The sequence below is a fragment of the Enterobacter sp. 118C5 genome (genome assembly GCF_034107645.1).
In the GTDB taxonomy this organism is placed as follows: Bacteria; Pseudomonadota; Gammaproteobacteria; order Enterobacterales; family Enterobacteriaceae; genus Enterobacter; species Enterobacter nematophilus.
In genome coordinates this window covers 415,829-437,180 of the sequence record NZ_JAWNEU010000002.1, presented here as the reverse complement: position 1 = coordinate 437,180, position 21,352 = coordinate 415,829, and the positions used below count along the sequence as shown (strand labels likewise).

The window sequence follows — 21,352 nt, the reverse complement described above, 5'->3', positions numbered from 1 at the left end:
GATGGCGGATATCGCGGTGATCTTTCACTGGCCGCCGTCAGAGCTGTACACCCTGAGCGTGACCGAACTCCTCTTATGGCGCGAAAAAGCGCTGCAGCGAAGCGGAAACCACCATGAGTAATAATGTCAGACTTCAGGAGCTGCTTAAGGCCGTTGACCGGGCAACCCGACCGCTTAACGCTCTCCATAACGCCAGCCTCACTCTCGCGAACGATATCCGCGATGCGCAGGTGGCGCTCGGAGCGCTCGATGAGCAGGCGGGACGTATTAACGGCTTCAGGAAAGCAAACGGCCAGCTCGCCATGACGGAGCAGTCCCTTGCTCAGGCGAAACAGCAGGCCGCGGCGCTGGCGGTGCAGTTTAAAAACACGCAAAACCCCACCCAGGCACAGGCTGATGCGCTGTCCGCGGCCCGAAAATCGGCAGCCGATCTTAAGCTTGAGTACAACAGCTTACGCTACTCGGTGCAGCGTCAGCGCGCTGAGCTGGCACAGGCGGGAATAAACACGCGCACGCTCTCATCGGACGAGCGTCGTCTACGAACCAACATCAGCGAAAAAACGCAGCAGCTTAACCGGCAGCGGGATGCGCTGGCCCGCGTCAACCAGCAGCAGGAGCGGCTGAGTACCGTTCAGAACCGCTACGAGTCAGGCAAGCGCGCTGTCGCGCGAGTGCAGCAGCTGGCTAATGCGGGCGTGGGTATGGCAAAAGCGGGCTTTGACCAGACGTCCCGCTTTATGGCGCCGGGCATCAGTTTTGAAAAACAGATGTCTGCCATACAGGCAAACCTGGGTCTGGAGAAGGGCGACGCTCGGCTTGAGGCCATTCGCCAGCAGGCACGGGAAGTCAGTGTTAGCACCGGATCGCCTGCGGATGCGGTCGTCCGGGCACAGAGTGAACTGGCCCGTTCAGGCTATGACGCCGATGGGGTGCTTGCGGCCACGGCGCCAGCGATCAACCTCAGCCAGGCGGGGAATATCGACGCTGCAAAAGCAGCCGATATTATCAGCAGCACGCAGGCCGCGTATAACCTGGCCGATGCAGATGCCGGACGCATCGCAGACGTGCTTACGCGCGGTTTTACCTCTTCTAACACCAGCCTCGCTGAGATGGCGGCGGCCCTTAACGCCGCTGCGCCAGCCGCCGACGCCGCCGGTATAGGGCTTGAAGAGACAACGGCGCGGCTTGGCGTTCTGGCGGAAAAGGGGATGTACGGCGCCGCCGCCGGGAACGCGCTCAGCGCGATGTTGCGCCAGGTTCAGACTCCGGGTGCGCAGCGTTCCGCCGAGGATAATGGATCGCTTGATGAAAAACGCCGGCAGCTGCAGGGGGCAAAGGGCAGTGCCGCGCTCGTTGCTTCCGTTCAGACCGATAATCTTGACGGCGATATCAACCGATTCCAGGCCGCATGGAGCGGGTTGAAGATTGACGTGTTCGATAAAGCAGATGGCGCTCTGCGCAGCCTGATAACAACCGCAACCGGCTGGCTCAGTACGGCCTCCCTTTGGATTAATGCCAACCCTGAGCTGACGCAGACCTTCGCCAGCATCGCTGTCGGCGCGCAGGCGTTTGCTGGCGTACTGGGTGGCATAGGAACGGTTATTGCCCCGGTTCTGACGGGCGTCAATATGATCATCACCGCGGCCGGGATGTTGGGCACGGTGTTCAGCGTAGTGGGGGGTGCCATCATGACGGTGCTGGGTGCTCTTAGCTGGCCGGTGATTGCACTTGGCGCGGCGATTGCTGCCGGCGCCTTACTGATTTTTAAATACTGGGAGCCCATCAGCGCCTTCTTTGGCGGGGTGATGGAAGGGCTTTCGACGGCTTTCGCACCGCTGGGCGCACTGTTCTCACCGGTGATAACGGTATTTGACGCTATCTCGGAGAAGCTGGGCGGTATCTGGCAATGGTTCACCGACTTGATTACGCCGATCAAGGCGACGCAGGAAACGCTGGATGGCTGTAAAAACGCTGGCGTGATTTTTGGTCAGGCGCTAGGCGATGCGTTAACGGCGCCGCTTGATCTCTTTAACAGCCTGAGCGGCAAGGCCAGCTGGCTGCTGGAGAAGCTCGGTCTGATCAAAAACGAGTCGGGGAACCTCGACTCCGCTGCGACAAAAGCTGAAGCGGCATCCTCTCCTGCGGGCAGCGCTTATATTCCGGGTACGGGGACCTATGGCGGTTACCAGGGGTATCAGCCAACCATCGCCACAGGGGGACGCTCTTACGTCGATCAGAGTAAAAGCGAGTACAACATCACGCTGCAGGGGGGCACGGCCTCCGGAATGGATCTGACGCGTCAAATCCGGGAGGCGATAGAGAGTAGTGAACAGGATAAAGCGAGACGGCAGCAATCCAGCTTTATGTATGGTTGAGGAGAGAGAAAATGTTAATGGTGCTGGGTCTGTTTGTCTTTGAACGACGAACCTTACCGTATCAGACAATGCAGTTTACAAAGGACTACCGCTGGGCGTCCAACGAGCGCATCGGGAAATCCAAAGCCTGGCAATATCTTGGCGAAGGTGAGACATCCTTTAACCTCACCGGAGTACTTTACCCGGAGCTCACGGGAGGGCGGCTTTCTCTCAAGGCGGTTGAGCTGATGGCGAATGAAGGGCGGGCATGGCCGTTGATAGACGGTACCGGCATCATTCACGGCATGTTTATCATTGAGAAAGTCACGCACACCCATTCGGATTTTTACAGTGATGGTACCGCGCGAAAAATTGAATTTTCCCTGTCGCTAAAACGCGTGGACGAATCGCTGATGAAAATGTTTGGCGATCTAAGAACGCAGGCTGAAGAGCTGGTGACGAGCGCACGTAATAGCATTGGAGGGCTGGGGGGATGATCGCCGAGATGAATATCCGGGCGGGTGGCAAAATCGCCCCTGATTTTATGCTTAAGCTTGACGACCGTGATATCACGCAAAATTTTAGCCATCGTCTTATCAGTTTATCCATGACCGACAAACGTGGACTGGAAGCCGATCAGCTGGATATTCAACTGGATGATTCCGACGGGCTGTTAGACCTGCCAGCCAGGGGGGCAACGCTCTCCTTATGGCTGGGGTGGGAGGGAACCCCGCTCCAGCCGAAAGGGAACTTTACGATCGACACAATTGAATTTCGGGGCGCGCCGGACACCCTGACCATTCGAGGATGCAGCGCGGATTTTCGTGGGAAGCTAAACGTGCGGCGCGAACAGTCGTGGCATGACACGACGATCGGCGCGATAGTTACTACCATCGCTCAGCGGAACCAGTTGACCGCCAGCGTGGCGGCGGGGCTTTCCTCCGTTGCCATTTCTCATATTGACCAGTCTCAGGAGACTGACGCGGCGTTTCTCACCCGCCTGGCCGAACGCAATGGTGCATTTGTTTCCATCAAAGCCGGAAAGGTTATTTTCATGAAAGCGGGCCAGGCCGTGACGGCCAGCGGCACGGCGATTCCCTTAATGATGATTGAACGTGGGGATGGCGATCGGCACCTTTTTTCCGTCGCCGACCGTGAAAATTATTCCGGCGTGACGGCCAAATGGCTGCAAACGCGCGATCCAAAACAGCAGAATACTCAATTGAGTATTAATCGCCAACCTGGGAGGCAGCCCACAGAGGTACGACAGCATCCGGATGCCGCCGCGCCGGGAGCGGGGGGCACGGAGCAGAAGCCGCAAGAGAGACTGGTGGGATCTGCGGAGAACGTGTTTGAGCTCGCTACGGTGTATGCCTCTGAAGAGCAGGCGATCAGGGCTGCGGAGGCGAAGTGGCGCGCGCTTCAGCGGGGAACCGTGAAATTTTCTATCCAGCTGGCGCTGGGGCGAGCCGATCTGTTTCCCGAAACGCCGGTGCTGGTTAACGGCTTTAAACGGGTCATCGACGAGCAGGCGTGGATCATTAGCGAGGTGGTTCATACCCTGAGCGGGAGCGGATTTACCACGCAGCTAAGCCTTGAGCTGAACGTCACCGACGAAAAATTTTCTGTGGATAGTGAGTAATTCATTTGCCATTACGTTATTTTTGAGTATTATTAATTCACATAAAGTGAATTTAACGGAGGGGTATATGTTTCATTGTCCTAAGTGCAGGCATTCAGCGCATGCGCGTACCAGTCGCTATTTAAGTGAAAACACCAAAGAGCGCTATCACCAGTGCACCAATGTGGACTGCAGCTGTACGTTCGTGACGATGGAATCCGTGGAGCGTCTGATTGCAACTCCTGGCGCCTCTGAGCGGATCCGAACGGCCTCAATGAGTCACGGTTAACGGCGGTATTACCGGCTCATAAAAAGCCAATAAAAAAAGCCACTCAATCGAGTGGCTTAATTATATGATTCTACAGCTAAAATTTGGTGGCCCCTGCTGGACTTGAACCAGCGACCAAGCGATTATGAGTCGCCTGCTCTAACCACTGAGCTAAGGGGCCGTGGCGGTGAATTATAAAGTAACTCCCCGCAGCAATCCAGCCATTCACTCCTGCTTGCTGTTTTTATAAACAACGCATAATCAATCCTTTATACTTCTCTAACGATGTATCGATCGGGAGTAAAGATGATCAACGATATTCTGGCCCCAGGCCTGCGGGTGGTGTTTTGTGGTATCAACCCGGGCAAGTCCTCGGCGCACACCGGTTTTCACTTTGCCCATCCGGGAAATCGCTTCTGGAAGGTGATCTACCAGGCCGGGTTTACCGACAGGTTACTCAAGCCGGAAGAGGAGCAGCATCTGCTGGATACGCGCTGCGGGATCACCATGCTGGTCGAGCGTCCTACGGTGCAGGCGAGCGAGGTCAACCTGCATGAACTGCGCAGCGGCGGGCGGGAGCTGGTTAAGAAAATTGAAGACTATCAGCCCGCCGCGCTGGCAATCCTCGGTAAGCAGGCCTACGAGCAGGCGTTTAGCCAGCGCGGGGCTAAGTGGGGTAAGCAGAATATAAGCATTGGCGTGACGCAGGTGTGGGTGCTGCCGAATCCGAGCGGGCTCAACAGGGCGACGCTGGATAAGCTGGTGGAGGCGTATCGGGAACTGGATGAGGCGCTGATGGTGCGGGGGCTTTAGCTCCTCTGCGGCCTGATACCCTCACCCTGGCCCTCTCCCACAGGGAGAGGGAATAAACAAAAAAAAAGCTCCCGAATGGGAGCTTTTTGCTGTTTTTACCTGGATTAGTCGTCCAGGAAGCTACGCAGCACTTCAGAGCGGCTTGGATGACGCAGCTTACGCAGCGCCTTCGCTTCGATCTGACGGATACGTTCGCGGGTCACGTCAAACTGTTTACCCACTTCTTCCAGCGTGTGGTCGGTATTCATGTCGATACCGAAACGCATACGCAGTACTTTTGCTTCACGGGCGGTCAGGCCGGCCAGAACGTCGTGCGTGGCAGCACGCAGGCTCTCGGTGGTGGCAGAGTCCAGCGGCAGCTCGAGGGTGGTATCCTCGATGAAATCACCCAGATGCGAATCTTCATCATCACCGATTGGCGTTTCCATGGAGATTGGCTCTTTGGCGATCTTCAGCACTTTACGGATCTTGTCTTCCGGCATCAGCATGCGCTCGGCCAGCTCTTCCGGCGTCGGCTCGCGGCCCATCTCCTGCAGCATCTGGCGGGAGATACGGTTGAGCTTGTTGATGGTCTCAATCATATGCACCGGAATACGGATGGTGCGCGCCTGGTCTGCGATAGAGCGGGTAATCGCCTGACGGATCCACCATGTTGCGTAAGTGGAGAACTTGTAACCACGACGGTATTCAAACTTATCTACCGCTTTCATCAGACCGATGTTGCCTTCCTGAATCAGATCCAGGAACTGCAGACCGCGGTTGGTGTATTTCTTGGCGATAGAGATAACCAGACGCAAGTTCGCCTCAACCATCTCTTTCTTCGCACGGCGGGCTTTCGCTTCACCGATGGACATACGACGGTTGATGTCCTTGACCTGCTCGATGGTCAGGCCGGTCTCTTCTTCAATCTGCTGCAGCTTCTGCAGACCGCGATAGACATCGTCCTTCACGTCGTGCAGTTTTTCAGACCACGGCTTGTTCATCGCGATAGCCGCGTTGAACCAGGTTTCGCTGGTTTCGTTGCCGGTGAAGAGGGTGATGAAGTTCTTCTTCGGCATTTTGCACTGCTCAACGCACAGCTTCATGATGATGCGTTCCTGGGTGCGTACGCGATCCATCATCACGCGCATGCTGTTAACCAGGTAGTCGAACTGTTTTGGCACCAGGCGGAACTGTTTGAACACTTCAGACAGCTTCAGGATCTCTTCCTGAGCGGCGGCATGGCTGCGGCCTTTCGCTTTGATGGTGTCACGCGTGACTTCGTACTGGGTACGCAGCTCGGCAAACTTCTCACGCGCCAGTTCCGGGTCGATGCTGTTGTCATCGTCCGCGCTGTCGTCGTCTTCTTCCTCATCTTCGTCTTCGTCGTCATCCATCTCTTCCTGAGACAGCTCAGAACCGACGTGAGTGGCGGTAGGCGCCATATCTTCTTCAGCGTTCGGGTCGACAAAACCGGTGATCAGATCGGACAGGCGCGCTTCTTCCGCTTCAACGCGATCGTACTGCTCCAGCAGATAGGTGATCGCTTCCGGGTACTCAGCAACAGAGCACTGAACCTGGTTGATCCCGTCTTCGATGCGTTTTGCGATGTCAATTTCGCCTTCGCGGGTCAACAGTTCAACGGTACCCATTTCGCGCATGTACATGCGGACCGGGTCAGTGGTACGCCCGATTTCAGATTCCACGCTGGACAGTACCTGTGCAGCAGCTTCTTCCGCATCTTCGTCAGTGTTGTTGGAGGTTTCAGCCAGCAACAGATCATCGGCATCCGGTGCTTCTTCCATCACCTGAATGCCCATGTCATTGATCATTTGGATGATGTCTTCGATTTGATCTGAATCGACGATATCTTCCGGCAGATGGTCATTGACCTCGGCATAGGTCAGATAGCCTTGCTCCTTACCGCGTTGGACAAGAAGTTTCAGCTGTGACTGCGGGTTTTGCTCCATAAGACGGTATCCACACTTAATTCGTTTGATTGGTGTCGGCGATGGGGCTGCCAACCTTTAAAGCGAGGGCGTACTTATATTTTTGCCGCTGCCTCTCAGTGCGGCTGTCGGGGGCTTCCCGATCGATATTCGGCACTTAAGCCGTTAAATTCATTTGCGGGCGCGTGCTTCAGTAATCACACGCACCTCTTCGCGTTCTGCCGGCGTTAACCCATGGGTCCGCGAGCGCGCGATCAATTCAGAGAGTCGCAGCTCAAGCATCGAATCAAACATATGGTTGAGCGAGTCGGTGAACGTTTTTTCTGCAATATCCTTATCTGCTATATCGTCCCACATCGACAGTTTTTCAAGGGTAGCGGCCTCTTTTGTGCCGCGATAATGCTCTAAAAGTTGTCCGGTGGTCAGACCTGGCTGAGACAAACAAGTGTTGACCAGTTCTGAAAATAAGCCAAGTCCGGGCAACTTTTCGTGGTTCAAACCCGCCAGCGACGGCACTTGCGGAGCAAGCTCGGGGTTTTGTACCAGCAACCCTATCAGTATACGCATGGTTGTGCGTTTTAGCTGAGGCGCGGGGCGAACCGTGCCGTTTTCAGCCTGTTTAGGCATTAAACGTTCAAGCTGGCTGTCATCCAGAATGCCGAGCTTGTTGCCTAACTCCTGACGCAGGTAGATGCGCAGCGTTTCGCCGGGCACCTGGCTGATTAACGGCAGCGCCAGCGTACTGAGCTGCGCGCGCCCGTCAGGGGTACTTAAATCAACCTGCGGCATCAGGCTGTTAAACAGAAACGTGGAGAGCGGCTGTGCCTGCTCCATCCGCGCTTCAAATGCCGCTTTGCCCTCTTTACGCACCAGCGTATCCGGGTCTTCACCGTCGGGCAGGAACATAAAGCGTAGCTGACGCCCGTCGGTCATATACGGCAGCGCGGTTTCCAGCGCTCGCCAGGCGGCGTCGCGTCCGGCCCGATCACCGTCGTAACAGCAGATGACGTTGTTGGTCACCCTGAACAGCAGTTGAATATGATCGGCGGTGGTGGACGTACCTAGCGACGCAACGGCGTAGTTAATGTCGTACTGCGCCAGCGCAACGACGTCCATATAGCCTTCGACGACCAGCAGACGCGGAGGTTCCGCGTTGTCCTGCTGCGCCTCATAAAGACCGTAAAGCTGGCGGCCCTTATGGAAAATATCGGTTTCCGGAGAGTTGAGGTATTTCGGCAGGGCATCACCCAGCACGCGACCACCAAAACCAATTACCCGGCCACGCTTGTCGCGGATCGGGAACATCACCCGTTCACGGAAGCGGTCGTAGCTTCGTCCCTGGTCGTTGGTGACCAGCATGCCTGCATCGATGAGAGATTTACGATCTTCGCTATTGCCGCCAAAACGCTTTAACACGTTGTCCCAGCCGGGCGGGGCGTAACCAATAGCGAAACGCGCAATCACATCGTCGCTCAGTCCGCGCTTGTTCAGATACTGACGCGCAGGCTCAGCCGCAGAGTGCTTAAGAGACTGTTGGTAAAACGAATTCAGGCCATCCATCAGTTGATACAGCGTTTGCCGCTGATGGCGCTCGATCTGACTTGGCCCACTGCCTGCTTCATAAGGCACTTCAAGGTTATGCATCGCCGCCAGCTCTTCGACGGTTTCAACGAACTCGAGCTTGTCGTAGTTCATCAAAAAATCGACGGCATTACCGTGTGCGCCACAGCCGAAGCAATGGTAAAACTGCTTTTCACCGTTTACGGTGAAGGAGGGGGTTTTTTCGTTATGGAACGGACAGCACGCATGGTAGTTCTTGCCCTGCTTTTTCAGCTTTACCCGCGCGTCGATGAGATCGACGATGTCGGTTCTGGCGAGCAGGTCATTGATGAAAACGCGTGGGATTCTTCCGGCCATATGCCCCAAAAATTTAAGCGACTTATAAACGAAAACAAGCCGCGCATTCCTTCCGGAAGCACGGCCTTACGACTACTACTCTGTCTGTCAATTGAGGGCGTTGACCCTCAAGAGATTAGTACAGACGAGTACGGCGTGCGTTTTCGCGAGCCAGTTTCTTCGCGTGACGTTTCACAGCGGAAGCTTTAGCGCGCTTACGTTCGGTCGTTGGTTTTTCATAAAACTCACGACGACGAACTTCAGCCAGAACACCTGCTTTCTCGCATGAACGTTTGAAGCGACGCAGTGCTACGTCGAACGGCTCGTTTTCACGTACTTTAATTACCGGCATGTAACTCTCACCTTTAATAAATTCGGTTTGCCGCTGGCATCAACGCCAGCTTATTTCAAAATGGTGCGGAATTTTACTGCAAATGCTGCTGCTTTGTAAAGCACCGATGCGATTTTGAAAGGGACTTTAATAAGGGTGAGGAGTATACACGAGCCTTCTTCCTGGGGCGAACAAAGTTTTACATCAACCCGCCCAGGCTCTACACTGCGCGGTATTGAAACGAGGTAAAACAAGTCATGCGTGTACTGGGTATTGAAACATCCTGCGATGAAACCGGCATCGCCATTTACGACGACGAAAAAGGGCTTCTGGCCAACCAGCTGTATAGTCAGGTGAAATTGCACGCTGACTACGGCGGCGTCGTACCTGAACTGGCCTCTCGTGATCACGTGCGTAAAACGGTTCCCCTGATTCAGGCGGCGCTGATAGAGGCCGGATTAAGCTCAACCGATATTGACGCCGTGGCCTATACCGCGGGGCCTGGTTTGGTCGGCGCGCTGCTGGTTGGCGCGACGGTTGGCCGTTCGCTGGCGTTTGCGTGGGATGTGCCGGCAATCCCGGTTCACCATATGGAAGGGCATCTTCTGGCGCCGATGCTGGAAGAGAACCCGCCAGAATTTCCGTTTGTGGCGCTGCTGGTCTCGGGTGGGCATACGCAGCTGATTAGCGTAACGGGCATTGGCAAGTACGAACTGCTGGGCGAGTCGATCGACGACGCCGCCGGTGAAGCCTTCGACAAAACCGCCAAGCTGCTGGGTCTGGATTACCCCGGCGGCCCGATGCTGTCAAAAATGGCGTCGCAGGGAACGGAAGGGCGCTTTGTCTTCCCGCGTCCGATGACCGACCGTCCTGGGCTGGACTTCAGCTTCTCCGGGCTGAAAACCTTCGCGGCGAATACCATCCGCAATAACGACGACAGCGAGCAGACCCGCGCCGATATCGCCCGCGCGTTTGAAGACGCGGTGGTGGATACGCTGATGATCAAGTGCAAGCGCGCGCTGGATCAGACCGGCTTTAAGCGCCTGGTGATGGCAGGTGGCGTGAGTGCCAACCGCACGCTGCGCGCGAAGCTCGCCGAGATGATGCAAAAGCGTCGCGGGGAAGTGTTCTATGCCCGTCCGGAATTCTGTACCGATAACGGGGCGATGATCGCCTACGCCGGGATGGTGCGCCTCAATGCGGGCGCGACGTCCGACCTGAGCGTGTCCGTGCGTCCGCGCTGGCCGCTGGCGGAACTGCCGGAGGCGTAACCCCCTTATCCTGGCTCTCTCCCCACCGGGGAGAGGGACATTTACGACTATACCCGCAGCATCCCTTTCTCTTCCAGAAACGCAATAATCGTTGCCAGGCCGTCACCCGCTTTAAGATTGGTAAACGTCCACGGACGCTCGCCGCGCATGCGGTTGGTATCGCGCTCCATCACCTCCAGCGACGCCCCCACGTACGGCGCGAGATCGGTTTTGTTGATCACCAGAAAATCGGATTTAGTGATCCCCGGCCCGCCCTTGCGCGGGATTTTTTCCCCTTCGGCCACGTCGATCACGTAAATGGTCAGATCCGCCAGCTCCGGGCTGAACGTCGCGCTGAGGTTGTCCCCGCCGCTTTCCACGAAGATCAGATCCAGATTGCCGAACTTCTCGCTGAGTGCTTCCACCGCCGCCAGGTTCATCGAGGCATCTTCGCGGATGGCGGTATGCGGGCAGCCGCCCGTCTCTACGCCCACGATGCGCTCCGGCTCCAGCGCGCCCGCTTCGGTGAGGATGCGCTGATCCTCTTTGGTGTAGATATCGTTGGTCACCACCGCCAGATGGTAGGTGTCGCGCATTGCCTTGCAAAGCGCTTCCAGCAGCGCGGTTTTGCCCGACCCTACCGGGCCGCCCACGCCCACGCGCAGGGGATGTTTGTAATCAGCCATGTTGACTCCTCAGGAACGGAATAGTCGTGAATATTGGGTTTCGTGGCGCGCGGAGGCGATGGCGGACAGCGGCGTCGCCGCGCCTGTCTCGTCATCTCCGCGTAAAAATGCCTGCTCAAGCCCGGCGGCGAAATGGTCGCTCAGTTCGATAATCAGCTGCTGCGCCGCCTGCTGCCCGAAGGGGACCAGCTTGACGCCCGCCATCACCGCGCTCTCTATCCAGCTGTAGCCGAGGCTCAGCGCCAGCTCGCGCGCGCCAATGCCCCAGCGCACGCCGAGCCACGCCATGCCGCAGAGCTGGCTCTGCGCAAACAGCGGCAGCCACTCTGCCGGGCAGTCCGGCTCCCAGCTTTTAATCAGACGCGTAAAGGCCGCCCCACGGTTGCGCTCCTCTTCGCGCAGCTCGCGCGTTTCCCGGCAGGCGAGCAGGTATGCCGTCCAGCGTTTGGCCGTCGCCAGATCCTGCTGCTCGCAGGCCCGGAACAGCCGGATAAACAGCGGCACATCGACGCGGAAAAAGCTCTGCTTCATCTGCTGGATCTGCCAGCGTCTGAAGGCGTCGGCGTTCGTGACCCAGCCCGCCTCCACGGCCCACTCCAGTCCCTGCGACCAGGTAAACGACCCGACCGGCAGGCTGCTGCTCGAGAGCTGCATCAGGCGCAGCCACTGGCGCGTGCGATCCATCAGCTCATCAGCACCAGCAGAGCGGAGACGATCAGCCCGCCGCCGAAGGTTTTACGCAGGCCGTCGTGACGTCGCAGCAGCAATCCCGCCGCGAAGCTCGCGCACAGCACCGTGGCGCTGGCGAACATAAACCCGCTGGTGAAAAGCCAGAAGCTGTGGCCGGACATCTCCACGCCGTGCGCCCAGCCGTGGAACATCGCCAGGGCAGGTACCGCCAGCAGCAGGCGGTTTTCGGTTTTAAACATCATCACGCCGCAGACCGCCAGCGAGGCGATAATCAGCATCTCCATGCCGCTGAATCCGCCGAGCAGGCTTCCCGCAATGGCGCCAGCGAGCATCATGCCGAGGGTGGCAAACGGCAGCAGGAGCTTGCGGCCGCTCAGCGCCGAGAGCACGCCAGCCCCGGTCAGCATCAGCAGGTGATCGAGTCCGGTCAGCGGATGAAGAAAGCCGGCCTGGAAGCTGTCGGTACCGTGTCCCGGATGCGCGAGCGCGGGAACGGAAACGGCCAGCAGTAACAGCGGTAAATACTTGCGCATGATGAGTCCTTAATGTGAATGGGCGTGAGAATGGCTATGGCTGTGGGCATCGCTGGCGTAAGCGCCTGCTTCCGGTTCAAACGGCAGGCTGGCGTAGGTTACCTCCAGCCCGAACTGGCGCAGCATGTCGTCGAGAACGTGGTCGTGGTGATAACGCAGCTCGCCGGGCATCACCTGCAGCGGCACGTGGCGGTTGCCCAGGTGATAGCAGGCGCGGGCGAGCAGGAACGGATCGGCGCAGCGCACCACGGAAACCGACTCCGGAGCGGCGATCACTTCTATGACCTCGCTGCCGTCGTCGGTGGTCAGCAGGTCGCCCCCGCGCAGCAGCAGGCCGCGCGGCAGCATCAGCCCGGCTTCGCGACCGTCGTTCAGCGACACGCGGGCGCGGCATTTCACCCGCACGTCAATCGGCAGCGTGACGCTGGCGGTGATCGGGTGCGCATGGTCCAGGCGTTGGGTTAAGTAGATCATCTTCACTCCTCAAAACAGGAAATAGCGTTGCGCCATCGGCAGAACGTCGGCCGGTTCGCTGGTTATCAGTTCGCCGTCGACGCGCACCTCGTAGGTTTGCGAATCGACGGTGATATTCGGCTGCAGGGCGTTGTGGATCATGTCTGCCTTTTTCACCGTCCGGCAGTCTTTCACCACCGCCGTGGCGCTCTGCAGGTTGAGCTGCTGCGGGATGCCGTTCGCACTGGCGGCCTGTGAGATAAACGTCAGGCGCGTGGCGTGGCGGGCGGCACCCAGCGATCCAAACATCGGGCGGTAATGGACCGGCTGCGGCGTGGGGATCGAGGCGTTGATGTCGCCCATCGGCGCACAGGCGATCATCCCGCCCTTGACGATGGTGGCGGGCTTGACGCCGAAGAACGCCGGGGACCAGACCACCAGATCCGCCAGCTTGCCCGCCTCAACCGAACCGACCTCATGGGCGATGCCGTGGGTCAGCGCCGGGTTAATGGTGTATTTGGCGACATATCGCTTCACGCGGAAGTTGTCGTTTTCGCCCGTCTCTTCCGGCAGCGCGCCGCGCTGAACCTTCATGCGGTGCGCCACCTGCCAGGTGCGGATAATCACTTCCCCGACGCGGCCCATGGCCTGTGAATCTGACGAGGTAAGCGAGAACGCGCCGATATCGTGCAGCACGTCTTCAGCGGCGATGGTCTCCCGGCGAATGCGGGATTCGGCAAACGCCACGTCCTCGGCGATATCCGGGTCGAGGTGATGGCAAACCATCAGCATGTCGAGATGCTCGTCGATGGTGTTCACCGTGTAGGGCAGGGTCGGGTTGGTGGAGGAGGGCAGTATATTCGGGTGCGCGCAGGCGGTGATGATATCCGGCGCGTGGCCGCCGCCTGCGCCTTCGGTGTGGAAGGTGTGGATGGTGCGCCCGGCAATAGCCGCCAGCGTGTCTTCGACAAAACCGGACTCGTTCAGCGTGTCGCTGTGCAGCGCCACCTGAATATCCATCTCTTCGGCCACCTCCAGCGAGCAGTTAATCGCCGCGGGCGTCGCGCCCCAGTCTTCGTGGATCTTCAGCCCGATGGCGCCGGCGGCGATCTGCTCGCGCAGGGCGTCCGGGTTGGAGCCGTTACCTTTGCCGAGCAGGCCAATATTCACCGGCAACGTATCGGCGGCCTGCAGCATGCGGGCGATATACCACGGCCCCGGCGTGCAGGTGGTGGCGTTGGTGCCCGCCGCCGGACCGGTACCGCCGCCGATCATGGTGGTGACGCCGGAGACCAGCGCCTCTTCCGCCTGCTGGGGGCAGATCCAGTGGATGTGGGTGTCGATCCCGCCGGCGGTGACGATCTTCCCCTCGGCGGCAATCACTTCCGTCGCGGCGCCGATCGGGATCGTGACGCCGGGCTGAATGTCCGGGTTCCCGGCTTTGCCGACGGCGAAGATCCGTCCGTTCTTCACGCCGATATCGGCCTTCACGATCCCCCAGTGATCGACGATCAGCGCGTTGGTGAGAACCAGATCCACACAGTCTTTTGCGGTCATCTGCCCCTGACCCATGCCGTCGCGGATCACCTTCCCGCCGCCGAATTTCACCTCTTCGCCGTAGACCGTGAGATCGTCTTCCACTTCGATCCACAGCTCGCTGTCCGCCAGCCGCACCTTGTCCCCGGTGGTTGGGCCGAACATGTCGGCATACGCCTGACGTGAAATCTCAGCCATGTTTCACCTCGCCCATTACCTCGCCGCGAAAGCCGAAAATGCGCTGCGCGCCCGTGACCTGAACCAGCGTCACTTCCCGCTTCTGCCCCGGCTCGAAGCGCACGGCGGTGCCCGCCGGGATGTTCAGCCGGTAGCCTTTGGTGGCTTCCCGGTTAAACTTCAGCGCCGGGTTGACCTCGTAGAAGTGGTAGTGCGAGCCGACCTGGATCGGCCTGTCGCCGTGGTTTTCGACAACGACGCTTTGGGTTTCACGCCCGACGTTGATCGCAATAGTGCCGGGCTGGATCTGGTATTCACCTGGGATCATCACGCGCTCCTTACACGATGGGGTTGTGGACGGTGACGAGCTTGGAGCCGTCCGGGAAGGTGGCTTCCACCTGAATATCCGGGATCATCTCCGGCACGCCCTCCATCACCTGATCCCGCGTCAGGACGTGGCGGCCCGCCTCCATCAGCGAGGCGACGGTTTCGCCATCACGCGCGCCTTCCATAATGAAGGCGCTGATCAGCGCGACCGATTCCGGGTAGTTGAGCTTTACCCCGCGCGCAAGGCGGCGTTCGGCAACCAGCGCGGCGGTGAACAGCAACAGCTTGTCTTTTTCTCTGGGGGTCAGTTCCATAACGGTTCTCTTATGTCTGCCAGATACGCGGCGAACAGGCGGTTTTGGTAGTGAGAAGCGGGCGAAGCGACTGCCAGATGTCGCGCATCGCCCGCTGGCAAATCAGATTGTCGTGGGCGAGAAAACGCACCGACAGCAGATCGTCGGTGAGCGTTGCCCCCGCAAAATGGCTCAGAGGCGCGAGCAGCGCGCGCGCCGTGTCGAGATGATCTTCCCGGGCCGGATAGAACAGCAGGGTGCCGATCCACGGGTGTCCCGCGACGGGCGTGAGATCGCCGTCGCTGAGGTGCTGACGCTCAATCAGGCGCGGTTCGTCATCCACCCACACCTCAAGGCGGCTCTCCAGCGTGCCGTGGCTGAAGGTTTCGTTTATTACCGGGCGGCCCAGGCAGTACAGCTCCCACGCCAGCAGCGTGCTGGAGGCCTTCAGGTGGAAGACGGAACGCAGCGCGGCGTTCGCGCCGGGAAAGATAATGGTGTCCTGCGGCAGCCACTCCAGCGTGGCATTTTCATCAAGATAAAAGTGCTGGCTCAGACGCGCCTGCGGGCCGCTGCTGCGGTAGAACTTGCTGGCGCCGGGCATGGTGATAAGCGCGTGGCTTTTGGCGTCGAGCCGAACGGAAATGTCCAGCGTATCGCCCCCCACAACGCCGCCGGGCGGGTGCAGCAGGTAAAGGTGGCACGTTTCCCCTTCAGGGTAAAACGGCCGCTGAACGGTAAGCGGCCCGACGTGATGCGCTGAACGCAGGAGGGTTTTCTCAGGGGCGTGACAAAACTGCAGGGCAAGCGACGCCTGCCAGCCTTTATACGTATTATCAGTGACCTGAGCTGCTAACATGCTGCTTCCATCTGCGCATCATCGGGGTCGTTTCAGTATGCCCTGGCGGAAATGAAGGCTGTCATATGAGTCGCTTATGGATAGAGGAAATAAAAAAGCACGGCCCGGGGCCGTGCTCTGTGTGAAGCATGAGGATCCTATTTCAGGTGGTCATGCAATGCTGCACCTGCCTGCTCAAGGGCGACTTTAACCGTTGGCTCCTGGCTCAGCGGGTTAAGCAGGCCGTAATCGTGGATCATGCCGTTATAGCGCGTGACGGTCACCGGGACGCCAGCCGCATCCAGTTTACGCCCGAATGCTTCACCTTCATCCCGCAGAACGTCCAGCTCAGCTGTCTGAATCAGCGTCTCCGGGAAGCCTTTCAGCTTTGCAGTGCTGGCGCGAAGCGGAGAGGCAAGGATATTGTTGCGGTCGGCAGCGCTGGTGGTGTAGTTATCCCAGAACCATTTCATCATGTTTTTTGACAGGAAATAGCCGTTTTCGAACTGCTGATAGGAAGCCGTATCAAAGCTGGCGTCCGTCACTGGCCAGAGCATCACGTTGTAGCGAATTTTTGGCCCGTTGAACTGTTTTGCCTGCAGCGCCACGGAGGCCACCATGTTGCCGCCCACGCTGTTACCAACCAGGCCCAGACGGCTACCGTCCACGCCAATTTCCTGGCCGTGCTCGGAGACCCATTTTGTCGCTTCATAGGCCTGATTGATTGCCACCGGGAAATGGGCCTCAGGTGACGGTGTGTAGTCAACGTAAACCGCTGCGGCGCCAGACGCGCGAACCAGATCGCGGATTAAACGTTCGTGGGTTGGAAAATCACCCAGCACCCAACCGCCACCGTGGAAGAACATAAATACCGGGAGCGAACCGGCAGCATGTTCAGGCTTCACAATTTTAAGGGCGATCGTCTGGCCATTGACCTGGATCGTTTTTTCAGTCACCTGAGCGGGCGGCAGTTTTGCACCTTGCTGTGCGCCAATAAGTACCTGGCGGGCCTCCTGCGGGGTCATCTGTTCCATCGGTTTCCCTTTGCCCGCATTCAGGACATCAAGAAATGCCTGTACGCCTGCTGTCGGGGCTGGAGTATTGGTGGTTTGAGCGGATGCCGCGGCTGACGCGAAGACGGAAGAAACCAGGATGGCGGTTAATGTTTTCATGGTAGTACCCCTTTTAACGTATTTGAACGGATAACTAAGTAGTGCGCTACTTAGTTGTTGATGCAATACTTGCGTGCAAGATACTTTTAGTCAAACATTATTTATAATTTTTTTTAGACAACAGATTCAGGGTTGATAGAAAAATGAAAGAAAACAAAACGCTAGATGATTTATTGTGCTTCTCGCTGTACTCGGTCACCAATGCGTTCGTGCGCCAGTATCGCCCCCTGCTGCAGGAGATGGATCTGACCTATCCGCAATTTGTTGTTTTGATGGCGCTTTATGAAAAAGACAACATCCCGCTTCGCGATCTCAGCGATAAAACCTATTTTGATTCAGGCACATTGACCCCGCTGGTTCAGAAGCTTGAGGCAAAAGGGTTTCTCAACCGTATCGCGGTTGTGGGGGATGAAAGGATGAAAAATGTCGTATTGACGGATAAGGCGAAAGAACTGAAAAAGCAGGTGATGGCGCTGCCGGACCAGATTCGCTGCAGCATGCGGATGAATGATGATGAGCTGGAAATGCTAAAAAAACTCTCCCGAACGCTGCTGGAGGATTTATAAGCGCACTTCGGTGGGGGGGAACCCACCGAAGCGATGTGTCGTTACCGGTAGTCCTCCGCATCCACGTCATAGCCGGACGGCTCCCAGCGGATCGCCAGCAATGACGCCAGGCCGATAAACGGCGCCAGCGCAATCACCCAGAACACGGCGGTGTCGAGAGACGCCACCAGCAGCGGGAACAGGAACAGCGACAGCGTGGAGCTGCTGCGCATCAGCGTCTGGTTGAGACCCACGCCCACGCCGCGCAGGGAGGTCGGGTAGCTCAGCGAGGCAAACGTCATGGTATGCGCGCCCGGGCCAAATCCCTGACCGAACAGGAACAGCGCCAGCATCGCGACGGCGATCGCGCCTTCTGTTGCACCATCAGGACGACCAATCAGCGCCAGCCCCAGCAGCGCTACAAGCTGGCAGGCGTAACCCGCCAGCGACATCCGCCACGCGCCGAAGCGCGGCACGTAGCGCGCCGCCAGTAATCCGCCGACAAACGCAAACAGCAGATTAAGCGCCAGCGAGATCAGAATGGTGGTCAGCATCGACTGCACAAAGAAGCTTGAAATAATCACCGGCAGACCAAAGGCCACGGCGTTATAGGCGAACGAGGAGACGACGGACAGCAGCGTGGCGAGCGTGGTACGCCGCAGGTAGATGCCGCGGAACAGGTTCAGATAGTTCGACCATTTGGCTTTATTCACGACAGGCGCTGGCTGGGTAAGCGCATCCTGCGGGACGTGGGCGTTAATATTGTACGACTGCCGCAAAATGGACGCCGCCTCTTTCAGGTTGCCCTGATTCGCCGCCCAAACCGGGGATTCGCTCATGTAGCGGCTGCGGATGGCGATAATCACCAGCGCGGGCACCGCTCCAAAGCCGAGAATCAAACGCCACAGCCAGTCGCTGTGGCTTTCCGGCAGAACGGCATAGAAGAACAGCACCAGCAAGTAGGAAACGCTGATGGCCGCATACCAGGTGGGACACCACATCGCGACGCTGGAGGCCTTATTTCCGGGCCCTTTGAGCCTGGCGAACTCGCTCAGAAACGCCATCGCCACGGGAAGGTCGATCCCCACCCCCAGCCCCATCACAAAGCGCGCGCCCGCCAGCACATATTCATTCGGGGCCAGCGCGCAGGCGATAGCGGCTACCACGAAGAACACCATATCAGCCATAAACACGCGGTAGCGCCCGATTTTATCCGTGAGGTAACCACCGAGCAGCGCCCCGACAATGGCACCAAAGGTAATCGCCGAGGCCACCATGCCGGTACCGGCTGGCGTCAGGTTAAATTCGCGGGTGATGTCTTTAATGCCGAACGCCAGCGCGCCCAGATCGTAGGCATCGAGGAAAATCCCGCCCAGCGCGATACCCACCACGATCCGGGCGTTGGCCCGGCCCTGTGAGCCGTCGTTTACGAGACGGGATACGTCCGATGCGCTGCGCACCCACTTGATGTCGCCATCCGGGGTTCTTCCTGCCGTTGAAAGGGGAGTTGTATCTGTGATTTCTGCCATTTTCTTTTTGTGTGGTTGTGTTGTGTCTCTAACAGTTACCACAGGCAGAAGGTGACCAAAATCACATTTAGTTATAAGGCATAACGAACGCTTTATTTAGCGTCTTTCTTCTTACGCTTGAGCTTCGTCCAGATCTTGGTTTCCTGACGACGCCACAGGCGCTGAATATTGTCGTGATGACGCAGCAGGATCAGGCAGGAGAGCATCGACACTGGGAAGGTGAACTGGGGTTTGAACCACCAGACGTAGAACGGGGCGATCAGCGCGCTGACGATGGCCCCCAGCGACGAATAGCCGCTCAGCAGAATGGTCAGCAGCCAGGTCCCGGCCATGACGCCGGTTAAGTCCCAGCCGATGGGCGCAATGGCACCAAAGGCGGTCGCCACCCCTTTGCCGCCTTTAAAGCCAAAGAAAACGGGCCAGATATGGCCGACGCAGGCGGCGATGGCGATAAGACCGAGCCAGAACGGCGTGACGCCCAGCGCATAGGCGCCCCAGACGGGCAGCATCCCTTTCAGAACATCAAAAATCAAAACCGCTACGGCTGCTCCCTTGCCGCCAATTCGAAGCACGTTGGTCGCTCCCGGATTCCCGGAACCACTTTCACGCGGGTCAGGTAACCCGGCAATGCGGCAGACCAGAATGGCGCTGGAGATTGAGCCGCAAAGATAGGCGAGGAGGATCATTCCAGGCGCGATTGCACTCATAACGCTGTTCCGTTTTGAAAATGTATCTGTATTCTCAGCATCTGTGGATAATACGCATAATTCGCCGGAAGTGGTATCCGGTTTAGCCAAAAAGCAGGCAGGTCGTGATGGATATTGTATTTATAGAGCAACTTTCGGTAATCACCACAATTGGTGTTTACGACTGGGAACAGACCATCGAGCAGAAACTGGTGTTCGATATCGAAATGGGATGGGATAACCGCAAATCGGCAAAAAGCGATGACGTGAATGACTGTCTGAGCTATGCCGACATCAGCGAAGCGGTGATCGGCCACGTGGAAGGGCAGCGTTTTGCGCTGGTGGAACGCGTGGCGGAAGAGGTGGCGGACCTGCTGCTGACCAAATTCAACTCACCGTGGGTACGCATCAAGCTGAGCAAGCCGGGTGCGGTGGCGCGCGCGGCCAACGTGGGCGTGATTATCGAGCGTGGCACAAATCTGAAAGGGAAGATTTAACGTCATAATAGCTAAACCATTTTAGGTTATATCGGTCTTAAGGCTGTATCTTTCACGGTGGTCCGCGTGGACACCGTTTTTTATATCTTTTTTTTAGGGGTTTATAGATGAGCGATATGCACTCGCTGCTGGTGGCGGCAATTCTGGGTGTGGTCGAAGGATTGACGGAGTTTTTGCCGGTTTCCAGTACGGGCCATATGATTATCGTTGGCCATCTGCTGGGCTTTGAAGGCGATACCGCAAAGACGTTTGAGGTGGTGATTCAGCTGGGCTCTATCCTGGCGGTGGTGGTAATGTTCTGGCGTCGCCTGTTTGGCCTGATCGGCATCCATTTTGGCCGCCTGCCGCAGCGTGAAGGAGAGGGCAAGGGCCGCCTGACGCTGATCCACATCCTGCTCGGGATGATCCCGGCGGTGGTGCTGGGGCTGGTCTTCCACGACACGATTAAATCGCTGTTTAACCCGATTAACGTCATGTACGCGCTGGTGGTGGGGGGCTTCCTGCTGATTGCCGCCGAAGTGCTGAAGCCAAAAGTTCCGCGTGCGGAAGGCCTGGACGATATGACCTACCGTCAGGCATTTATCATTGGCTGCTTCCAGTGTCTGGCGCTGTGGCCGGGCTTCTCTCGTTCAGGTGCGACCATTTCAGGCGGGATGCTGATGGGCGTGAGCCGTTACGCGGCGTCTGAGTTCTCGTTCCTGCTGGCGGTGCCGATGATGATGGGCGCCACCGCGCTGGACCTTTACAAAAGCATTGGCTTCCTGACCACAGGCGATATTCCGATGTTCGCCGTGGGCTTTATCACCGCCTTTATCGTGGCGCTGATTGCCATCAAAACCTTCCTGCAGCTGATCAAGCGTATCTCGTTTATTCCGTTCGCAATTTACCGCTTTATCGTTGCCGCTGCGGTGTACGTGGTCTTCTTCTGA

General features: G+C 57.8%; 24 protein-coding genes and 1 tRNA gene. 10 read left to right on the top strand and 15 right to left on the bottom strand.

The window, feature by feature from the left end:
• The first annotated feature begins 1 nt into the window (after window position 1).
• The 5 genes from UTO39_RS07330 to UTO39_RS07310 all read left to right on the top strand — a co-directional run bounded on the left by UTO39_RS07330 (window position 2) and on the right by UTO39_RS07310 (window position 4,264).
• The gene (locus UTO39_RS07330) at window positions 2–121 is read left to right on the top strand and encodes a GpE family phage tail protein (RefSeq protein WP_041908052.1); all 120 of its coding nucleotides are present in this window, start codon (window positions 2–4) and stop codon (window positions 119–121) included.
• A complete protein-coding gene (locus tag UTO39_RS07325; protein WP_320726832.1) occupies window positions 114–2,375 on the top strand; it encodes a phage tail tape measure protein in 2,262 nt (753 codons plus the stop codon). The genes UTO39_RS07330 and UTO39_RS07325 overlap by 8 nt, the downstream gene beginning before the upstream one ends.
• Before the next feature lie 11 nt (window positions 2,376–2,386).
• On the top strand, window positions 2,387–2,851 hold the full coding sequence (locus UTO39_RS07320; protein WP_320726831.1) for a phage tail protein: 465 nt from the start codon (window positions 2,387–2,389) through the stop codon (window positions 2,849–2,851).
• Window positions 2,848–3,996: a phage late control D family protein gene (locus UTO39_RS07315; protein ID WP_320726830.1), complete on the top strand. Its 1,149-nt coding sequence runs from the start codon at window positions 2,848–2,850 to the stop codon at window positions 3,994–3,996. The genes UTO39_RS07320 and UTO39_RS07315 overlap by 4 nt, the downstream gene beginning before the upstream one ends.
• Window positions 3,997–4,063: 67 nt before the next feature.
• Window positions 4,064–4,264, top strand: a complete 201-nt coding sequence (locus UTO39_RS07310) for an ogr/Delta-like zinc finger family protein (protein ID WP_320726829.1) — start codon at window positions 4,064–4,066, stop codon at window positions 4,262–4,264.
• Window positions 4,265–4,348: 84 nt separating this feature from the next.
• Here UTO39_RS07310 and UTO39_RS07305 read toward each other — a convergent pair.
• Window positions 4,349–4,424, bottom strand: a tRNA-Ile gene (locus UTO39_RS07305).
• Window positions 4,425–4,549: 125 nt separating this feature from the next.
• Between UTO39_RS07305 and mug the strand changes: the two genes are divergently transcribed.
• Window positions 4,550–5,056: a G/U mismatch-specific DNA glycosylase gene (gene mug, locus UTO39_RS07300; RefSeq protein ID WP_151414041.1), complete on the top strand. Its 507-nt coding sequence runs from the start codon at window positions 4,550–4,552 to the stop codon at window positions 5,054–5,056.
• 104 nt (window positions 5,057–5,160) lie between these two features.
• Here mug and rpoD read toward each other — a convergent pair whose 3' ends face one another.
• From rpoD to rpsU, 3 genes are all read right to left on the bottom strand, one after another.
• Window positions 5,161–7,005, bottom strand: a complete 1,845-nt coding sequence (gene rpoD, locus UTO39_RS07295; protein WP_028014473.1) for an RNA polymerase sigma factor RpoD — start codon at window positions 7,003–7,005, stop codon at window positions 5,161–5,163.
• 150 nt (window positions 7,006–7,155) lie between these two features.
• Window positions 7,156–8,901: a DNA primase gene (gene dnaG, locus UTO39_RS07290; protein WP_061097018.1), complete on the bottom strand. Its 1,746-nt coding sequence runs from the start codon at window positions 8,899–8,901 to the stop codon at window positions 7,156–7,158.
• Window positions 8,902–9,016: 115 nt separating this feature from the next.
• The gene (rpsU, locus tag UTO39_RS07285) at window positions 9,017–9,232 is read right to left on the bottom strand and encodes a 30S ribosomal protein S21 (protein WP_001144069.1); all 216 of its coding nucleotides are present in this window, start codon (window positions 9,230–9,232) and stop codon (window positions 9,017–9,019) included.
• 236 nt (window positions 9,233–9,468) lie between these two features.
• Between rpsU and tsaD the strand changes: the two genes are divergently transcribed.
• The gene (tsaD, locus tag UTO39_RS07280; RefSeq protein WP_320726828.1) at window positions 9,469–10,482 is read left to right on the top strand and encodes a tRNA (adenosine(37)-N6)-threonylcarbamoyltransferase complex transferase subunit TsaD; all 1,014 of its coding nucleotides are present in this window, start codon (window positions 9,469–9,471) and stop codon (window positions 10,480–10,482) included.
• Between the two features lie 47 nt (window positions 10,483–10,529).
• On the opposite strand, the gene ureG is transcribed toward tsaD, so the two are convergent.
• The 9 genes from ureG to UTO39_RS07235 form a co-directional block, all read right to left on the bottom strand.
• The gene (gene ureG, locus UTO39_RS07275) at window positions 10,530–11,147 is read right to left on the bottom strand and encodes an urease accessory protein UreG (protein WP_014071813.1); all 618 of its coding nucleotides are present in this window, start codon (window positions 11,145–11,147) and stop codon (window positions 10,530–10,532) included.
• Between the two features lie 9 nt (window positions 11,148–11,156).
• Entirely contained in the window at window positions 11,157–11,831 is a 675-nt protein-coding gene (locus tag UTO39_RS07270; RefSeq protein ID WP_320726827.1) for an urease accessory protein UreF, read from the bottom strand.
• Window positions 11,831–12,370 (bottom strand): HupE/UreJ family protein, encoded by a 540-nt coding sequence (locus UTO39_RS07265; RefSeq protein ID WP_320726826.1) that lies wholly within the window; start codon window positions 12,368–12,370, stop codon window positions 11,831–11,833. Before UTO39_RS07265 ends, UTO39_RS07270 begins: the two co-directional genes overlap by 1 nt.
• Before the next feature lie 9 nt (window positions 12,371–12,379).
• Window positions 12,380–12,844 (bottom strand): urease accessory protein UreE, encoded by a 465-nt coding sequence (ureE, locus tag UTO39_RS07260; protein ID WP_320726825.1) that lies wholly within the window; start codon window positions 12,842–12,844, stop codon window positions 12,380–12,382.
• A 9-nt stretch (window positions 12,845–12,853) separates the two neighbouring features.
• Entirely contained in the window at window positions 12,854–14,557 is a 1,704-nt protein-coding gene (ureC, locus tag UTO39_RS07255; RefSeq protein WP_320726824.1) for an urease subunit alpha, read from the bottom strand.
• Complete coding sequence (locus tag UTO39_RS07250) at window positions 14,550–14,864, bottom strand: urease subunit beta (RefSeq protein ID WP_061097024.1); 315 nt, start codon at window positions 14,862–14,864, stop codon at window positions 14,550–14,552. Before UTO39_RS07250 ends, ureC begins: the two co-directional genes overlap by 8 nt.
• Before the next feature lie 10 nt (window positions 14,865–14,874).
• Window positions 14,875–15,177, bottom strand: coding sequence for an urease subunit gamma (locus UTO39_RS07245; protein ID WP_003862556.1), 303 nt, complete (start codon window positions 15,175–15,177; stop codon window positions 14,875–14,877).
• A gap of 10 nt (window positions 15,178–15,187) precedes the next feature.
• Window positions 15,188–16,015, bottom strand: coding sequence for an urease accessory protein UreD (locus UTO39_RS07240; RefSeq protein WP_320726823.1), 828 nt, complete (start codon window positions 16,013–16,015; stop codon window positions 15,188–15,190).
• A 137-nt stretch (window positions 16,016–16,152) separates the two neighbouring features.
• Window positions 16,153–17,166 carry an alpha/beta hydrolase gene (locus UTO39_RS07235; protein WP_320726822.1) on the bottom strand — a complete coding sequence of 338 codons (1,014 nt, stop codon included), beginning with the start codon at window positions 17,164–17,166 and terminating at the stop codon, window positions 16,153–16,155.
• Between the two features lie 143 nt (window positions 17,167–17,309).
• Between UTO39_RS07235 and UTO39_RS07230 the strand changes: the two genes are divergently transcribed.
• Window positions 17,310–17,732: a MarR family winged helix-turn-helix transcriptional regulator gene (locus UTO39_RS07230; protein ID WP_047367377.1), complete on the top strand. Its 423-nt coding sequence runs from the start codon at window positions 17,310–17,312 to the stop codon at window positions 17,730–17,732.
• Window positions 17,733–17,773: 41 nt separating this feature from the next.
• Here UTO39_RS07230 and UTO39_RS07225 read toward each other — a convergent pair whose 3' ends face one another.
• Window positions 17,774–19,240 carry an MFS transporter gene (locus UTO39_RS07225; RefSeq protein ID WP_320726821.1) on the bottom strand — a complete coding sequence of 489 codons (1,467 nt, stop codon included), beginning with the start codon at window positions 19,238–19,240 and terminating at the stop codon, window positions 17,774–17,776.
• A gap of 92 nt (window positions 19,241–19,332) precedes the next feature.
• Window positions 19,333–19,947 carry a glycerol-3-phosphate 1-O-acyltransferase PlsY gene (gene plsY / locus UTO39_RS07220; protein ID WP_061097029.1) on the bottom strand — a complete coding sequence of 205 codons (615 nt, stop codon included), beginning with the start codon at window positions 19,945–19,947 and terminating at the stop codon, window positions 19,333–19,335.
• Between the two features lie 107 nt (window positions 19,948–20,054).
• Here plsY and folB point away from each other — a divergent pair, with 107 nt between their 5' ends.
• A complete protein-coding gene (gene folB, locus UTO39_RS07215; RefSeq protein ID WP_028014460.1) occupies window positions 20,055–20,423 on the top strand; it encodes a bifunctional dihydroneopterin aldolase/7,8-dihydroneopterin epimerase in 369 nt (122 codons plus the stop codon).
• Between the two features lie 107 nt (window positions 20,424–20,530).
• Entirely contained in the window at window positions 20,531–21,352 is an 822-nt protein-coding gene (gene bacA / locus UTO39_RS07210; RefSeq protein ID WP_028014459.1) for an undecaprenyl-diphosphate phosphatase, read from the top strand.

Excerpts from the sequence above, each read along its gene's own strand:
- UTO39_RS07330 (WP_041908052.1), top strand. The coding sequence starts at position 2 with ATGGCGGATATCGCGGTGATCTTTCACTGGCCGCCGTCAGAGCTGTAC.
- UTO39_RS07325 (WP_320726832.1), top strand. The coding sequence starts at position 114 with ATGAGTAATAATGTCAGACTTCAGGAGCTGCTTAAGGCCGTTGACCGG.
- UTO39_RS07320 (WP_320726831.1), top strand. The coding sequence starts at position 2,387 with ATGTTAATGGTGCTGGGTCTGTTTGTCTTTGAACGACGAACCTTACCG.
- UTO39_RS07315 (WP_320726830.1), top strand. The coding sequence starts at position 2,848 with ATGATCGCCGAGATGAATATCCGGGCGGGTGGCAAAATCGCCCCTGAT.
- UTO39_RS07310 (WP_320726829.1), top strand. The coding sequence starts at position 4,064 with ATGTTTCATTGTCCTAAGTGCAGGCATTCAGCGCATGCGCGTACCAGT.
- mug (WP_151414041.1), top strand. The coding sequence starts at position 4,550 with ATGATCAACGATATTCTGGCCCCAGGCCTGCGGGTGGTGTTTTGTGGT.
- rpoD (WP_028014473.1), bottom strand. The coding sequence starts at position 7,005 with ATGGAGCAAAACCCGCAGTCACAGCTGAAACTTCTTGTCCAACGCGGT.
- dnaG (WP_061097018.1), bottom strand. The coding sequence starts at position 8,901 with ATGGCCGGAAGAATCCCACGCGTTTTCATCAATGACCTGCTCGCCAGA.
- rpsU (WP_001144069.1), bottom strand. The coding sequence starts at position 9,232 with ATGCCGGTAATTAAAGTACGTGAAAACGAGCCGTTCGACGTAGCACTG.
- tsaD (WP_320726828.1), top strand. The coding sequence starts at position 9,469 with ATGCGTGTACTGGGTATTGAAACATCCTGCGATGAAACCGGCATCGCC.
- ureG (WP_014071813.1), bottom strand. The coding sequence starts at position 11,147 with ATGGCTGATTACAAACATCCCCTGCGCGTGGGCGTGGGCGGCCCGGTA.
- UTO39_RS07270 (WP_320726827.1), bottom strand. The coding sequence starts at position 11,831 with ATGGATCGCACGCGCCAGTGGCTGCGCCTGATGCAGCTCTCGAGCAGC.
- UTO39_RS07265 (WP_320726826.1), bottom strand. The coding sequence starts at position 12,370 with ATGCGCAAGTATTTACCGCTGTTACTGCTGGCCGTTTCCGTTCCCGCG.
- ureE (WP_320726825.1), bottom strand. The coding sequence starts at position 12,844 with ATGATCTACTTAACCCAACGCCTGGACCATGCGCACCCGATCACCGCC.
- ureC (WP_320726824.1), bottom strand. The coding sequence starts at position 14,557 with ATGGCTGAGATTTCACGTCAGGCGTATGCCGACATGTTCGGCCCAACC.
- UTO39_RS07250 (WP_061097024.1), bottom strand. The coding sequence starts at position 14,864 with ATGATCCCAGGTGAATACCAGATCCAGCCCGGCACTATTGCGATCAAC.
- UTO39_RS07245 (WP_003862556.1), bottom strand. The coding sequence starts at position 15,177 with ATGGAACTGACCCCCAGAGAAAAAGACAAGCTGTTGCTGTTCACCGCC.
- UTO39_RS07240 (WP_320726823.1), bottom strand. The coding sequence starts at position 16,015 with ATGTTAGCAGCTCAGGTCACTGATAATACGTATAAAGGCTGGCAGGCG.
- UTO39_RS07235 (WP_320726822.1), bottom strand. The coding sequence starts at position 17,166 with ATGAAAACATTAACCGCCATCCTGGTTTCTTCCGTCTTCGCGTCAGCC.
- UTO39_RS07230 (WP_047367377.1), top strand. The coding sequence starts at position 17,310 with ATGAAAGAAAACAAAACGCTAGATGATTTATTGTGCTTCTCGCTGTAC.
- UTO39_RS07225 (WP_320726821.1), bottom strand. The coding sequence starts at position 19,240 with ATGGCAGAAATCACAGATACAACTCCCCTTTCAACGGCAGGAAGAACC.
- plsY (WP_061097029.1), bottom strand. The coding sequence starts at position 19,947 with ATGAGTGCAATCGCGCCTGGAATGATCCTCCTCGCCTATCTTTGCGGC.
- folB (WP_028014460.1), top strand. The coding sequence starts at position 20,055 with ATGGATATTGTATTTATAGAGCAACTTTCGGTAATCACCACAATTGGT.
- bacA (WP_028014459.1), top strand. The coding sequence starts at position 20,531 with ATGAGCGATATGCACTCGCTGCTGGTGGCGGCAATTCTGGGTGTGGTC.